This window comes from Lentzea sp. NBRC 102530 (genome assembly GCF_030269365.1).
Classification (GTDB): Bacteria; Actinomycetota; Actinomycetes; order Mycobacteriales; family Pseudonocardiaceae; genus Lentzea.
In genome coordinates this window covers 517,094-532,334 of the sequence record NZ_BSTF01000001.1, presented here as the reverse complement: position 1 = coordinate 532,334, position 15,241 = coordinate 517,094, and the positions used below count along the sequence as shown (strand labels likewise).

At 71.9% G+C, this 15,241-nt stretch carries 5 protein-coding genes; all 5 read right to left on the bottom strand.

All coding sequences use genetic code 11. From position 1 onward, the window contains the following. Positions 1-68: 68 nt before the first annotated feature. Genes QSK25_RS02360 through QSK25_RS02340 form a run of 5 tightly spaced genes read right to left on the bottom strand, consistent with a single transcriptional unit; the run spans position 69 to position 15,168 of the window. Positions 69-9,545, bottom strand: coding sequence for a WXG100-like domain-containing protein (locus QSK25_RS02360; RefSeq protein WP_285631814.1), 9,477 nt, complete (start codon positions 9,543-9,545; stop codon positions 69-71). Between the two features lie 32 nt (positions 9,546-9,577). After that, positions 9,578-9,916, bottom strand: a complete 339-nt coding sequence (locus QSK25_RS02355) for a WXG100 family type VII secretion target (protein WP_285631811.1) — start codon at positions 9,914-9,916, stop codon at positions 9,578-9,580. 2 nt (positions 9,917-9,918) lie between these two features. Beyond that, positions 9,919-10,353 (bottom strand): YbaB/EbfC family nucleoid-associated protein, encoded by a 435-nt coding sequence (locus QSK25_RS02350; protein ID WP_285631808.1) that lies wholly within the window; start codon positions 10,351-10,353, stop codon positions 9,919-9,921. Position 10,354: 1 nt separating this feature from the next. Next, a complete protein-coding gene (locus QSK25_RS02345; RefSeq protein WP_285631805.1) occupies positions 10,355-11,761 on the bottom strand; it encodes a WXG100 family type VII secretion target in 1,407 nt (468 codons plus the stop codon). A gap of 2 nt (positions 11,762-11,763) precedes the next feature. Next, positions 11,764-15,168 (bottom strand): hypothetical protein, encoded by a 3,405-nt coding sequence (locus tag QSK25_RS02340; protein ID WP_285631802.1) that lies wholly within the window; start codon positions 15,166-15,168, stop codon positions 11,764-11,766. Positions 15,169-15,241 lie beyond the last annotated feature (73 nt).

The following is a 15,241-nucleotide window of genomic DNA, read 5'->3' as shown; positions in this document are numbered from 1 at the left end:
CTGGCCCGGCCCCTCGGCGAGCGCCCTCCAGAACGCGCCGCGCTCCGCCTCCGTGCCCAGCCTGCCGTTCAGCGCGATCCCGCCGCCCGGCCGTTCCGTGCCGGCGAGGGGAAGCCGTCCGGTTCCGGGGCCAACTGCGGTCGCACCACTGCCTGGTAGCGGTCCGCCGGCAGGGCCTGGACCGTCCGCGACCAGCTGTCGGTGAGCTCCCGCCACGCGGCCGCGTCGGGCCGGTCGGCGGCGGTGAGGGCGAACGCGCGCTCGTTCAGGGCCGCGAGGTCCTCGCGCAGCCGGATCGGCTGCTGCTGCACCGCATCCGCCGCGGCATGACCGATCTGCAGCAGTGCGGCGATCGTCGGCACCCGCGAGCGCACGGCGGTGTTGACCACCGCGGTGCCCGCCGATCCGCCGCCGTGTCGCGTCTCGTGGCCCGCCGCGGCGAACAGCGCCTCCCCCAGCGCCGACGGCTTCGTGAGCAACGCCGTGAAGAGCGGGTCCCTGGCCAGGGCCGTCCTGGCCGGTGCGCTGAGGTTCAGCGTCGCGAGCATCGCCAGCCTGACGACGAGCGGAGCCCCGGGGTCGTGGTCGAGGCCGCGCAGCAGCGATCCGTCGAACGGGTTCTCGCCCTGGTGCAACAGATCGCGGACGTCGTCGAGCAACTGGGTCAGTCGCTGCGGCGACACGGGGCGGAACACGCGGGGTGCCGCGCCGCTGTGCAGTTCGTACGACAGCGGTGCGAGCGAAGTGACGAGCACGGCGTCGTTGACCAGGCTGCGCACGCGTGCACGCAGGGACGCGTCCTTCAACGCCGGTAGTGCGCCGTCGATGTCGGCCAGCCGGGCCGCCGTGCCGGACGGGAGGTCTCGTTGCTCCAGAGCGCCGGAGCCGAGAGCGCTGAGTTCGTCCACCCACGCCCGTTGTGCCTGCGGGGACAGGACGAGCTCGTCCGTTCCCCTCGAGGCGTCCCGGTACGCGGAGGTGAGATTCGTGCTCGGCGCGGGCCTGAGGGACCCCGATCGCATCCGCGGCGACATCGGGATCTGCGGGGAGGACGCGGGCGCGCTCGGCACCGCCGCCTTGAGTCCCAACGCTTCCAAACCGGCTTCGTCGGCGCGCAACCAGACCTCGCCGTCCGGACCCGTGGACACGACCGGACGCGCCGGGCCCTTGGGCCGGGCCACGGTGATGGTCGAGCTCAGCTCGGCCCGCACGAGGTAGACCTTGGACGGTTTCGCCACGGACGTCGACGAGCGGGTCTCGCTGTCGTCGAAGACGTTGAGGTTGAACAGGTTCCCGGAGAGCCCCGGCACGATCGACTCCGCGAGGCCACCCGCGATCGCGGCCTCCGCACTCGCCTCGCCGGTCACCTCGGTGACCGCGTGCTCGGTGCGCGTCGCCGAGTTGGTGAGCGTCGCGCCGGGCAGCTCGGTGACGACCTCGCGGTGACCGAGGTCCATCCGGATCGTCACCGAGTCGATCCGCCGACTGCCGACGATGACGACGTGTCCGTTGCCGGACAACGCTTCGGTGATGTAGTGGCTCAGCTGGCCCGCGCGCGTGCCGACGAGCAGCGACGCGCCGCGCCGGGCACTCAGGTCCTCGGTCAGCCGCACCAGTTCCGCGTGCAGCTTCGGCGCCGGGAACGGCCACGCCCGCAGCGTCGCTTCGGCCGGGAATCCCTGCGCGGGCCGTGATTCCCGCAGCGAACCGTCCACAGTGGCCAGGGGCGCCATCGCGTCCAGGGCCGAGGTGGCGACCGTGGTCCGGATCGCCGAGTCGATCGTGAACGGGCTCGGCGTGTACGTCTCCCGCACCGGCGTCTGGCGCAGACCGGGCAGGTGCCGGCGGTACTCGCCGGAGTGGGCCCACGGGCGCAGGTACACCTGGACCTCGATGCCGAACTCGTGGCGCACACCCTGGCCCGCCCACGTGTAGGTCACGACCTGTTCGTGCGCCTGCCGCGTGCTCGCTTCACCCGTCCGCCGGCCCTCCGCGGCCGCGTTCGGGTCGAGCAACCCGGAGAGCTGATCACCGACCCAGCCCTCCGGTGCGCCGACGCCGGGCACCGCGGACCCACTCGCGCCCCAGCTGAAGCTCGACCTCTTGCCCGTGACGTGGTGCCGGGTCGTGGTGATCTTCGACTGGTGGCGGAGGTGGTCGTCCGCGCCGAGCACCCGTCCGCCGACGCGCTTCGCGCTGACGACGACGAGCTGTTCGAGCTTGCCCGACTCACCGAGCCGCTCCCCCAGCAGTTCGGTGCCACCGTTGAGCATGTCGGTGAGCATCGTGCCGAAACCGCCGAGGACGAGACGGGTGCCGAAGCTCTGCGCCAGCGTGTCGTGCAGCTGGGCGTACTGGGCGGCGACCTCCCTGTCGGTGATCCCGTTCTCCCACTCGCGGAGTTCCTCGCGGAGCCGGTTCTTCAGCTCGGTGACGACTTCCGGCCGTGCGGGTTCGACGGGGCCGTGCGCCTTCGTGACGACGCTCGGCACGGTTGTCGCGGGCGGGGCCGGGGTGTGCGCGGCGTGGTAGGCGTCGCGGTCGTCGGGGTGGACGTTGCGGTCGAGGTCGTGGCTCGTGAGCTCGCCGATGCGCGGCAGGTCGCTCGCCGTCACCCACACCTTCACCGCGCGCGGCACGAACTTGTCGCGCTCCTGCCTGGTGACGTGTCCCTCGTGGCGGCCACCGAACGGCCCGGTGCGGCTCCGGCCGACCGACGTGGCGAGGTGGTGGTGCGCGTCGAACTCGACGAGGTAGCCGCGTTCGACCCGGCTGTGGCTCGTCTCGAAGTCGACGGTGTCGGTGGTGCTCGACACCGGTCCCCTGGTGTAGTCGGCCGACAGCGTGCCGCTGCCGGTGAACTGCTCCCCCGCCTTCACCGACGCGCCGAACGACGCGGCCAGGGCGTTCTGCGCGCTCTCGCCCGACATCAGCACGGTCTTGCGGTGCTGGGTGCGGCCGAAGGTCTGCGCGTCGTTGCGGTCGATGATCCTCGGGTTGCCGTAGGTGGTGGTGAGCCGGACGTCGCCGGCGAGGTCGCGGCTGCCCGTGCCGAGAGGGCCGCCGTCGTTGTAGCTGCGCAGCGGCAGCACGTCGGCGGGACCGGCCGCGACGGCGAGCCTGCCCTGCCTGCTGCTCCAGCTGCCCCAGGTCTCCAGCGCGGCGCGGGAGACGTCCTCGGCCGCGTCCTCCGCGCGGCCACCGAGGTTCGTCGGTTCGTCACCGAACACGAGGCGACCGACCAGGGCCTTGGTCTCCTTGCCGAGCCCCTTCGCCGCGGTGAGCTCCAGCATCCCGGTCGCGGTGGAGACCAGGTGGCGGATCGGCGAGACCGAGTCCACGACGTGTTCGGCTGGCAGCGTGCCGGGCCGCATCGCGGGCAGCGGCACGCCGTGCCCCGGCGACGTCCAGCCCGTCTCCGGGAGGACGTTCTCCGGCACGACGTCCACGCCCTTGCCGGGCCTCGCGGGAACGGCGATCTCGAGGCGCCCGGAGATGGCCCCGCCGTCCCACTTCAGCGGGGCGTCGAGGGAGTGCCAGCCGGCGCCCGTGCGGACCTCGATCTCCACCGGGAACTGGTAGAGGTAGCTCGGTCCGCCGCGGCCGCTCCACGTCTGTTCGGTCTCCACGGACTGTGACACGGACCCGCGTCGTTCCTTCGTGCGCGACGGACCGACCTCACCGGACAGCGAGGCGGCGCCGGCACTGCCCTCCACCGAGACGTGGAAACCCTTGCTGCGCCGGCGGAGGCTCTCGAAGCTGCGGAAGTCCCTGGCGGAGATCCGGCCGCCGAGTTCCTTCCAGGGCGCGGCTTTGACGTACCGGCCGTGGTCGGTGTCGACGGTGCCGCGCAGGAACAGGTCCTTGTCGCCGGGCAGGGGCAGGCGCAGTCCGTCCCCGCCGTCGAGGAGGGACTGGGCGTCGTCGCGGAGCAGCCGGCGCAGGTCCTCGGTGACCTTGGCGGCCTGCGAGCCCGGGACCGCTCCCGTGGCGGCCAGCCGGTGCACCACGCGGCCCGTGACGTCCTCCAGGGTCTCCCGCGTCAGCGTCCAGCGCGCGCTCACGTGGGCCGGGACCTCGGCGATCCGCAGACCCGACGGTCCGCGCAGCGAGGCGACGCTGCCGCCAGTGCCCGCGTCGTCGGTGTCGGAGCTCATCTCGCCCTTGCGGGCGACCGAGAGCCGGGCGGCGCCGGGCACGGTCATCGGTGCCGGCAACGCCTGGTGCCCGAGGAAGGGCGAGCCGGGGCTCTTGGGCGTACCCGGCCGGTGGGGCGTGCTCGGCCGGCGGGGTGTGCTGGGCCTGCGGGCATCGGTCATCGACACGAGGTAGTGCAGCTCGATGTCGTGGCTGTCGAGGTCGCCGGTCGTCTGCTCGTCGAGGTCCCGCTGCAGTTCCACGGCCTGGACCACGGTGTCCTCGGCCGACCTCCGGTAGTTCACGCCGCCGGAGAGCGTCACGCCGATCACCTCGGCGAGGCTCTCGCCCACACCGACGCTGATCTCGCCGCCCCACTCCCGTGTGCCGCCCTCGGACAGGCGGTGCTCGACGCTCGTCGAGTGGCGGTGGCTGATGCTGCGCCGGCCGCTCTCCACGTGCTCGGAGGGCCGTCGCGGGTGCTGGGGCAGGTACGCGCGCCCGAGCACGATCTCCACGGGGTGCCGGCGATGACCGAACTTGAACGTCTCGTGGACGAGGCCACCGGTGACGATGTCGCGGCCGTGCTCGGGCCCGAGTGAGTCGAGCCACGACCGCAGCCGCGTGGTCTCCGCGTCGGCGAGGTCGAGGCGCAACCCGTCCTTGATCCGGTCGAAGACGTCGGTGAGTCCGGCCAGGACGACCTGCTTGATCGCCTTGCGCTCGCGTTCGAACCTCGCGTACGCCTGCCGCCGGTCGGCCGCGGACGAGCCCGGTTCGATCTCCGCGTAGCTGCTCGGCACCGACCGCGGGCTCTGCAGCGCCGGATCGATCCGCTTGGGCCACGCGAGTGTCATGGTCACCGGCACGTCGCGGATCTCCGGTGAGCCGTGGCGGCCGCGGCGCGACAGCCGGCGACCGCGAGGCTCCACCGTGATCCGGTGGACGACGTCGTGCACGGACTCGACGGTCTCGATCTCCCGGTGGGCGTCGATCCGCAGCCCTTCCGCCTTCTTCGCCGCCGCGGCACCGCTCGACTTCGCGCCGATCCCGGCGACCCGCCCCGACACCGTGACCGGACCGGCCGGGACGTCGAGCATCTTCGTCGGGTCGACCGGCGTCCGCTCGACCTCCTTCGCGGCAGACCGCTCCCTCGGCTCCGCCACGTGCGTCGAGTCGAAGTCCGCACGTCCGGCACCGACGTCCCTGGCCGGACCGATCGCGATCACCTGGACGCGCACGTCCAGGCTGTCCTTGTAGATCTTGCGGACACCGTTGAGCGTGCTGGCGAGCGACGCCAGCACGGTGTCGGCGTACTGCTCGGCCACCCACCCGGCGACCGCGCTCTCCGGCTGCTCGAACATCGTCCGCAGCGCCGCGCGGACCGGACCGAACGCGGGCTTGCCCTTCACCAGCGGTTGATCGATCTTCGCCCTGGAGGCCAGCTGCGCGGCGGCCGGGTCCGGCGGTTCGTGCTTCGCAGGAGCGGACGGTGCGTTGACGGGCCCGTGCAGCGTCGAGGCCGGCGGGCTCGGATGGGCGACGGGGTCCGGAGCCGGATGGCTGGTGTGAGTCGCCGAGGTGGCGGCGTCGAGTGCCTTGAGGTTGTGCGCGCCGAGTTCGAGACCCGTTGCGGCGCCCATGATCCCGGGTTCGTCGGGCCTGCCCAGCAGAGCGGGCCTCCGTGCGTCGGCGTGGGTGTCGGCGAGCCCGAAGAAGTGGAAGACCTCGTGGACGGCGTGCTCGGGCCGGTCCAGGTGCCAGGTGAGCTGGTCGGTGCGCGCGTTCTCCTTGCTGCTCAGGGTGATCGGCACCGCCTGGTGCGGGTTGGTGCTCCAGTGCCCGTCCGCTTTCGCCGTGTGGGAGACGGTGAAGTGCGCCTGGTCGCCGTTGGGGTAGCGGTACCGGTGGTTGAAGTGGGCGTCGAGCAGGCCTTGGAGCCTGACCGCGTACGCGGCCGCCGTGCTCGGGTCGTCGGCGCGCAGCGAGACGGGAGCCGTCACCTCGCGCACGGTGTGGCTCGTGCCGTCCTCGCCCGTGAAGGTGGCGCGGCGCAGGTCGAACCGGATCTGCGTGATGCGGCCTTCGATCTGCCCGTGCTCGATTTTCGGGTCGCGCACGGCCTCGAAGCGCTCAGCGGCGTGTCGCGTGGGCGTGACGGAGTCCCTGACGCTCGCCCACTCCCGCCCCGACGCGAACCCGGCACCGGACGCCGCCGTCGATGAGCCGGCCTCGGCCGGCATCGCCGGGGTCAGGACCGGGACCACCTGTGGCTCATGGCCGTTGTCGCGCTTGGCCTTCTCGCCTTCGGCGACCCGTTCGTGGGTCCCGCGCGCCGGCTCTTCGCTCCCGCGGACGACCTGGTTGACACTCGGTCGCTGTGGTGGCGGGGCTGCGGTGTCGGGTTCGAAGGCCTTCCGGTCGTGCCGGGATGTGGTCGGCTGCGCTTCCACGACCGTGCGGGCGGGGGTGGGCTGAGGGTCGACGGACCGGGCGGGCTGGAGGTCTGCGGCACGGGTCGCCTGCGCGTCTGCCTGGCGGGCGGGCTGCGTGTCTGCGGCATGGGTCGCCTGCGCGTCTGCCGGGCGGGCGGGCTGAGGGTCTGCAGCGGTTCGGGCCGAGCCGAACTGCGGGTCCGACGCAGCCCGCACCGGGGCGGGCTGGGCATCGACGGCAGGCCGGGCGGGCTGCGAGTCCACCGCCGGACGGACGGCCTGCGCATCCACTGCGGGACGCGCTTGCTGCACATCCACCGCAGGACGGACAGCCTGGGCATCCACCGCCGAGCGGGCGGGTTGCGCATCTACCGCAGGACTGACAGGCTGCGCATCCGCTGCTGAGCGATCAGATTGCTCGCCCACCGCCGGATGGGCGGTCTGCTCGTTCACCGACGGACGAACGGTCTGCGCGTCCAGTTCCGGACGAGCCGACTGCGCCTCCGCCGTGGGAAGAGATTGCTGGGCCTCCACCTGACGGTCCTGCCCGTCCACAGCGGGACGGACAGGCTGTGCGTCCTGTGTCGAGAGAGCGGTCTGCGCGTCCGCTGTGGAGTGAGCGGACTGCACCTCTGCTGCGGGAGTGACGTTGTGCGCGTCTACCGCCGATCGAGCCGGCTGCGCATCCGCCGCGACCCGGACCGGGCTGTTCTGGGAATCTGCCGCCGCTTGGTGGGCGGGTCGGGGTTCTGGCGTGGATCGGGTCGCGCTGGACTGCGTTTCCGTCACCGGTCGGGTGACCGGCTGCGCGTCCGACGTGGATCGGGCGGAGACCGGCTGCGCGTTCACGTCAGACCTGCCCGAACCGGACTGCGCGTTCACCTCAGGCCTGGCAAAACTGGCGAGCGGGTCCGCCGCGGGCTTGATGGCGGACAGTGCGTCCGTCGCCGACAGGACGGCACCGGACTGGGCAGAACCGGACTGGGCAGAACCGGACTGGGCAGAACCGGACTGGGCAGAACCGGACTGGGCAGAACCGGACTGGGCAGAACCGGACTGGGCAGAACCGGACTGGGCAGAACCGGACTGGGCAGAACCGGACTGGGCGGCGCCGGGCTGGGCAACGGTCGCTGGGTCTGCGGCAGACGGCACATACGGCGCCGGATGCGCCGGCCTGCTCTGGGTTGCCGCCACCGGAGTCGCCGCCAGGCGCGTGTCTGCTGCTCGGTGGGCGGTGGTCTGGTCGTCGGCGGCAGGTCGGGTGGCGGGCTGTGCGGCATCTACCTGCCGCGCGGCACCGGGGTCCGTCTCCTGGTTCGAGGAACCGGGCTGGGCCTCGGTCTCCTGGCCTGCGGCGGGCTGCGATTCCGTGCTGGCACGGGCAGAACCAGCTGTGTACTCGGTAGCGGGCCGAGCGTCCGCGGGCCCTGTGGGCGTGGTCCGCGCGTCGGCGGAGGGGCGGGCGGACTGCGCGTCCGTGCCGACGTCGCCACCGCCGTCCGCCGTCCTGCGCACGGCGGCGGCGACATCGGCTGGAGGCTTCGCGATGTCCGGCAGCGCTTCTGTTGGCGAGTGGGCCGGGACGCGCTGTGCTGCTGCCGCGGGCACGGCCACTTGATCGGCGGGTCGAGACTGATGGGGTGTGGCCGGCTTCGACTCGGCCGCGTCCGGCCGACCGCTGGCGCGGACCCCTTGCGACTCAACGGTGTTCCCGCCTGCTATGGGGGAAGCAGCCGCCGCCTCGTGCGGCGCGGCGAGTTCGGCGATGACGCCGGGAGACGAAGTTGCACCGACCGACCCGGCGAGACTGAGGTGTCCTCCGGTCCCGCTCACGTCACCAGGAAGCAGCGACCCCTTGGTCCACATGGGACTTGCGTCCACGTCGAGATCAGGCGCGGGCTCGAGCGCCGCACCAGGACGAAGAGGATCCTTTGTGGACTTCAGATCGAACTTGTCCGGGAAGAGATCGCCGTAAGAGGGCAGTCCGTCCGAAACCGCGATGTCGGGAACCTCGAAGTCCGGAATCTTCAGATCAGGCACACCAGCGCCACCGGCCTTGCCACCGTGCACGCCGTCCGCACGCGACGCGGCCCCGATGATGCCGTCCCACACGTTGCCGCGCATACCGGTCGCCACATTGATCAGCGGGTTGCTCAGCCCGGCCGAAGCCACCTGCGCCGACGCATAACCGAAATGCCCCAACGCCCGCACCGAACCGGTCACCCGGCCCCGCACCTCCGCCGACAACCCGGACACCGCACCGCGCGACAAGCCGTGCGCCACACCACCCACGGCGCCACCGATGACACCGCCGATCACCGAGCCCTTCAACGACTCCCAGTCGAAACCGTGCCGCCCGCCCGCCGCGATCTGCCCGAGCTGGATCCCGCCGTCCAGCCCACCCATGAACCCCGCGCCGAACGCACCCCACTTCACCGCGTCCTTGCCCAGCGCCACCGCCGCCACGCCCACCTCGCGCACCGACAACGACGCCAGACTCGCAGCCAACTGCCGCAACACCAGCCGCAGACCGACCTGCGCCGCCGCCTCCACCGCAGGGATCAGGAACGAGAAGATCAGCGAGTAGAGCAGGGAAAGCACGGTGAACAAGGCGAGCGCGGCCATCGCGATCAACATGATCTTGGCCTTCTGCACGTCAGCCGCCGCGGTCTCCGCCGCACGCGACAGCTCCCGCATCCCCGCGACCAAATCACCCAGCCCGGCGGCGAGATCACCACGCAGGTACCCGACGACCCGATCGCCGAGCTCACCGTGCAACGCGGAGGCGACGGCCGTGGCGTCCACGCCGACCGCCTCGGCGAACTCCTCCGCCGCCGACGCGATCGACGACCACGTCTCACCCAGCTCGCGCAGACCGCCCTCGGAAGCCTCTGGCCATTCCATTCCCAGGACGACCTGGAAGAACTTCTGCAACGCAGGAGGCAGATGGGTGGTACCGTCCGCGCCGCTCACTTGATTCAAAACCCTTTCGAGAATTGCTGGTGTCACTCGGACTGGGCGAAGGACTCGCTCATCGTCTGGTCGAGCTTGCGGGCCGATTCCGCGTCCGTGTCCTGGAAAGCGGTGTTCGCCTGCCTGAGCAGGTCAGCCATCTGCACCGCGCCGTCGCGGGCTCCCGCGGCGCCGTCCTGGAGGTCCTTGGCCTTCTGGACGTAGTTCTTCGCGAAGGCCTCACCGATGTGGTCGCTGCCCCAGCAGCCGTCGTTCTCGGCCACCTTGCGGGTGAGCTCGTCGAGGGCGCGCGACAGCGCGTCGCCGGCGCTGCGGAGCTTCGACGTGGCCGAGGTGAGGCCTTCCGGGTCGAGGTAGAAGTTCTCCGCCACGGTCAGTCCTCCGACTTGCGCGTGCCACCGAGGCCGCCGAGCAGCGGGCCGATGAGCGCTTCGAGAACGTCCTGCGGATCCGCCTTGCCGCCCGCGAGACCGGCCAGGTCGACGCCGCCGGGGCTGGTGGACCCCATGACCTCCGTCATCTTCTCGATGCTCTGGGCCCGGCCGCGCTGCAACGTCTCCTTGATGACCTCGGCCAGCTGCGTCGGGGCCAACAGCCGGTACTTGGCTTCGTTGAAGGAGATCCCGGTCAGCTCGCCCCGGCCGTCGAAGGTCATCTCCAGCGAGTTGTCCTTCGCCCTGACCTTCGTCTCGCCGTCCTTCCACATCTCGCTGAGCCTGCTCAGCTTGCGGCGCTCGGCGTCCAGTGAAGCCAGCGCCTCTTCGATGCCCGAGTCGTGGTCGAAGGCCTCGTTGTATCCGAACGTCATGTCAGCTTCCTTCTCGGTGTTCTTGGCGCCTGCCGAGCACGGCGGCGCCGGTGTCGGCGGGTGACCAGAGGTCGCGGTCCGCGCTGATCGGCAGCTCCGGATCGCGATCGGTCGCCTCGCCGACCTGACCTGTCACGCCACGGCCGAACGCGCCCGCACCCTGCCCCGCATGTCCTGGCAGGAAAGGAGGTGGTGCGCTTTCGACGGTGGGTGCCTGCACGGGTGCGGTGGTGGGCAAGGTCCGTTCGACCGGGATCGACACCACCGGGCTCTCGGTAGCGAACGACGCCCCGGCGCCGGCCGAACGCGGCGCGGCGGCAGATGCGACCACGGACGCCACCGCCGACGGCGATACCGATGCCGATGCCGATGCCGTGACGGGTACCTGGGCGACCGGCGCCGGTGCGTCACGCGACACGGTGACGGGCCGCGCTTCGACCTCGACGGGCTTCTTCGCCACGACCCCCTGCTTGTCCCGGTCCGCGACCTGGCGACCGAGCACCGGAGCTCCGCGACCGAGCACTCCCCCGGTCCGCGGCGCCGCGACCGCCGGCGGGGGCACGGCCACGCGCTTGCCGAGCACCGCCGAGACTCCCGCCTCCTTCGACATCGCAGCGGCGAAGATGCTCCCGGACACCGGAGCCACCGGCACCGCGCACGCGCCCTCGCCGACGCTCCCGGCATTTCCTGGAACCCCTTGCCCGCCAAGAACTTCCGAGGCGGGGTGCGCGGCGTGGCCTACAGGCGTGTGTGCCGCCTGCCCGACAGCGGCGAAAGGCATCGGACCCGTCCCGGCCGAGGACATCGGGCCCGCAGCTAAAGGGCCCGCCCCGGCGAAGGGCATCGGGCTCGCGCCGGCGGCAGATCCGTTGCCCGCGAAGGAATCCGCGTGCTGCGAGGACGACCCCACCTGGCCGGTTCCGGCACCGCCGCGCGCGGTGGTGCCGGACGGCGACAACTCGGTCGGGTTCGGCGGGCCCGGCATGGAGTCGCCGCAGTGCTGGTAGGCCGTGCCGAGGTCGTGCAGCACCCGCAACGCGGCCTGCGAGTCGGTGACGCCCTGCGCCCTGAGGTCGCGGATCCGGCGCTGTGCCTCGGCGAGGGCGTCGCCTGCGTGGCGCAGCACCGTGCCGTAGCCGGGCTCGGTCATCGACTGCAACACCCTGTCGACGGTGCCGTCCACCTCGCGGGCGGCGTCGTCGAACGAGTTCGCGACCCGTCCCTGCCACGCGTCGGAGATGGCCCGCGCCTCGCGCCGGATGCCGTCCCGCACCGCTTCCAGCCGGGCGACGGCGGAGTCGAACGCCGTCGCGCGGGTGTAGAAGACGTCCGGGCTCACCTCGTTGATCAACTGGGCGAGCTGGTCGAAGTTCAGGGTCGCCAAGGCGGCGTCGGGAACGTAGGTCATCGTCAGCTCCTGCCCACGACCGGAGGTGGCGGCACCTCGGCGCCGTTGTCGCCCCAGGCGCCTTCGTCGGCCTGCAACCAGATCTGCGGTTCGCGTTCCTTTTCACCGGGCTGTGCTCCGCCCGCACCCATGCCCGCACCCGCGCCCATGCCGCCCATCGGCATGCCGCCGGGAGGCATCGCGGAACCGTCCATCCCGGCCGGCAGGGTGGTGGGCACGGCACCCAGCGGTGCCGGCCCCCGGGACGTCGCGCCCGTGTCGAACTGGCCGGCGACGGACTGCACGTGTGCGGCGCCGGCGTCCGCGGCGCCCAGCGATCCCACACCGCCGCCGAGGTGCGGTGTGCCGCCACCGGACGCGGGTGACCCGCCACCGGAACCGCTGCCCGGCGAGAGGAACTTGTGCATCGCGTCGGACGCACCGCCGTCGGACTTGGCGATCGCGTCCTGCACCGACGCCTTGGCGGCGGCGAGTTGTTCCTGACGCGCGGCCGTGTCGTCCGGTGTGGACAGACGGTTGATCGCGTCGGCCGCCTCGCGCTGCGCTTGCGCGAGGTTCTGGTCGTGACCCGGCGCGGACGGGTCGACCGCGTCGTCGAGCGAGTCGATCGCCTTGTGCGCGGCGGCCTTCGCGTCGTCCAGGCCGGGCTGGTCGGAACCGAGCTGGTCGATGACGCGGTCGGCGGTCGCCTTCGCGTTCTCGAGGGCCGCGTGGTGCTCCGGGTCGACGAGCTCGTCGATCGCGTCGTCGGCCGCCTTCCTGGCCTCGTCGAAGGCGTGCTGTCGAGCCGGGTCCTGCGTGCTGGAGCGGAGGTCCTCGATCGCCTTGTCGGCCTGGTGCTTCGCCTCCTGGAGCACGCGCTGGTGCTCGGGATCGGGCTCGCCGGGCGAGCCCGCACCGCCACCGGCGTGCGCCCCGTCCGCGAGGTCACCGAGGCCGGAGGACGGCTTGCCCAGGTCCTCGATCGCCTTGTCCGCGGCCTGCTTCGCCTGCTGCAGAGCCTGGTCCCGAGCGGCGTCGCCGGCCTTGTCCCCCGTTTCGCCGCCGCCGTGCGAGGAGTCACCTGGTGTCGCACCGCCTGGGTGCGCTCCGCCGTCGCTCGATGATCCGTCGCCGGTGGACGACGGGTTCGTCAGGTCGGAGATCGCCTTGTCGGCGGCCTGCTTCGCCTGGTCCAGAGCCTTGTCCCGAGCGGCGTCGCCGGTGCCGTGCGCGGAGTCGTCCGCCGACGGCGTACCACCCGTGGCCGGTGACGCTCCACCCGAAGGCGAGCCGCCACTCGGTGAGGCACCGCCCGTGGGCGAGCCACCACCGCTGCCGCCCGTGGACGGACTGGTCAGGTCGTCGATCGCCTTGCCGGCCGCCTTCTTCGCGTCTTCCAGAGCGGCATCGCGGGCCGCGTCACCCGCGCTGTCCGAGGAGGTCTGCGGCGTGCCACCACCGGAGGGACCGCCCGACGACGTCGCCGGCACGCCCGAAGGACTCGACAGATCGTCGATCGCCTTGCCCGCAGCCTTCTTCGCGTCCTCCAACGCGGCATCGCGAGCCGCATCCCCGGCGCCACCGCCCGACGACCCACCGGACGGACCGCCCGACGACGTCGCCGGCACGCCCGAAGGACTCGACAAATCGTCGATCGCCTTGCCCGCAGCCTTCTTGGCGTCCTCCAGTGCGGCATCGCGAGCAGCGTCACCGGGACCGTCGGACGAAGTCTGCGGCATGCCTGACGCGCCACCGGCCGGAGTCTCGCCGGCGCCCGTGCCCGCGGAAGGGCCGCCCGACGACGTCTCGGGCATCGCGGACGGGCTCGTCAGGTCGTCGATCGCCTTGCCGGCCGCGTCCTTCGCCTGGCCCAGGGCGGCGTCGCGCTTGGCCTTGTCCTCGTCGTCCTTCTTCTTGTTCGCGGAACCCATCGATGGCAGCGTCGGCATCGATGGGACCGCTCCGCCGCCGGTCGACGGGGTCCCCGACCCCGTGTCCGACGGCCCGGAACCTGCGCCGGCACCGGACCCCGTGCCAGTGCCTGCCCCCGCATCGGCGCCGGTTCCCGTTCCTGCACCGGACTCGCCGCCCGTGCTGCCCGTGCCGTCGGCCAGGGAGCTCGGGCTCGTGAGCGAGTCCATGGCGTCTCCTGCGGCCTTCTTGGCCGCGTCCAGCGCCTGTTGGTCGCCCGCGTCGTTCGCCTGCTGCTCCGCGGTTTCGCCGGCTGTCTCGGCGTCTGTCTCGGCGGCTGTCTCGCCTGCCGTCGCGTCGGTGAGATCACCGGTCGCGGAGTCGGTGCCGGCAGCGCCCGTGCCGGTGTCGTCCAGGACCGGGACCGCCGAGTTCGTGTCCGTCTCGCCCGCACCGGACTCGCCCGCACCGGACTCGCCGGCCGCAGCGTCGCCCGCCGCGTCGCCCTCGGCCGTGTCCGTGCCGTCGGCGCCGCCGATCAGGTCTGCCGCCGCGTCCTTGGCGTCGGCGAGGCCCTCAGCGTCAGCCGCGTCCGATGCGTCCGACGCGTCCGACGCGTCCGACGCGGACTCGGTGTCCTCTGTGGACTCGGTCGTGTCGTCGGCGCCCAGGGCGTCCTCGGCCGACGTTCCGCTGTCCGTGAGGTCGTCGATCGCGTCGTTCGCCTCGTCCTTCGCCTGCTGCTCCTGCTCAGTGGCGGTCTCGCCCCCGTCGGAGGAGTCCGGCAAGGAGTCCGCGCCCGCCTTGCCGCTCGGCGAACCGCCCGAGGACGGCGTGCTGCCGACGATGTCGAGCGGGACCAGGTCGCCGCCGCGGGCGCTGTACTGGTTGCCCAACGACGTCAGGGCGTCCTGAAGGTCCTTCACGAGCCGCTCGTCGACGACGCGGTTCATGTCCTTCATGTCCTGCTTCAGCTGGATGGCCGCGTTGGCCACCTCCACCTCGTCGTCCGCCGCGTTGACAGCCGCGCTCGCCTTCGCCTGCATGGCGATGGCTCCGGCTGCCCGCTTCTCGTCGGACGTCTCGATGATCTCCCACCAGCCACCGGAGAACGCCTGGATGGCGTGCCCGATGTTGTGGATCGTCTGCGCGTACTGCTTGCCGGTGAGCGTCTGGTAGACCTCTTCGCTCTGGTCCAGCAGCTTCGTGGCGGTCTTCGAGAACGCCTCCCCCGACTCACCCTCCAGCGCGTCCTTGATGGCCTTGATCTGCTTGGCGATGTCCTCGTTCACCTCGCCGAGCCTCTTCGCGGCGGCCTCGAAGTAGTTGCCGAGGTCGTACCAGGCCTCGGCAACCGTGTTCCGCGAGAGTCCGGCCTTGGACCCGTCGGAGTTGAAGACCAGTTGTGAGGCGACTTCCTGGAGCTGCTCCAGAGTCGCGTACTGGTCCGCGACCATGGGCGGCATGGAGGACGAGTAGGCGCCCACCATCTGCGCAGCGGAGAAATCGGCCATGACCCTGGACTTCCTTCAGACGAGGTGGGTGACCCCCGCGGGGGCCTCGGGCGATGTCAAAGACTCGACAAGA

What these genes read in the sequence shown, in the direction of transcription:
- QSK25_RS02345 (WP_285631805.1), bottom strand. Translation starts at nt 11,761, where the DNA reads ATGACCTACGTTCCCGACGCCGCCTTGGCGACCCTGAACTTCGACCAG.
- QSK25_RS02340 (WP_285631802.1), bottom strand. Translation starts at nt 15,168, where the DNA reads ATGGCCGATTTCTCCGCTGCGCAGATGGTGGGCGCCTACTCGTCCTCC.
- QSK25_RS02350 (WP_285631808.1), bottom strand. Translation starts at nt 10,353, where the DNA reads ATGACGTTCGGATACAACGAGGCCTTCGACCACGACTCGGGCATCGAA.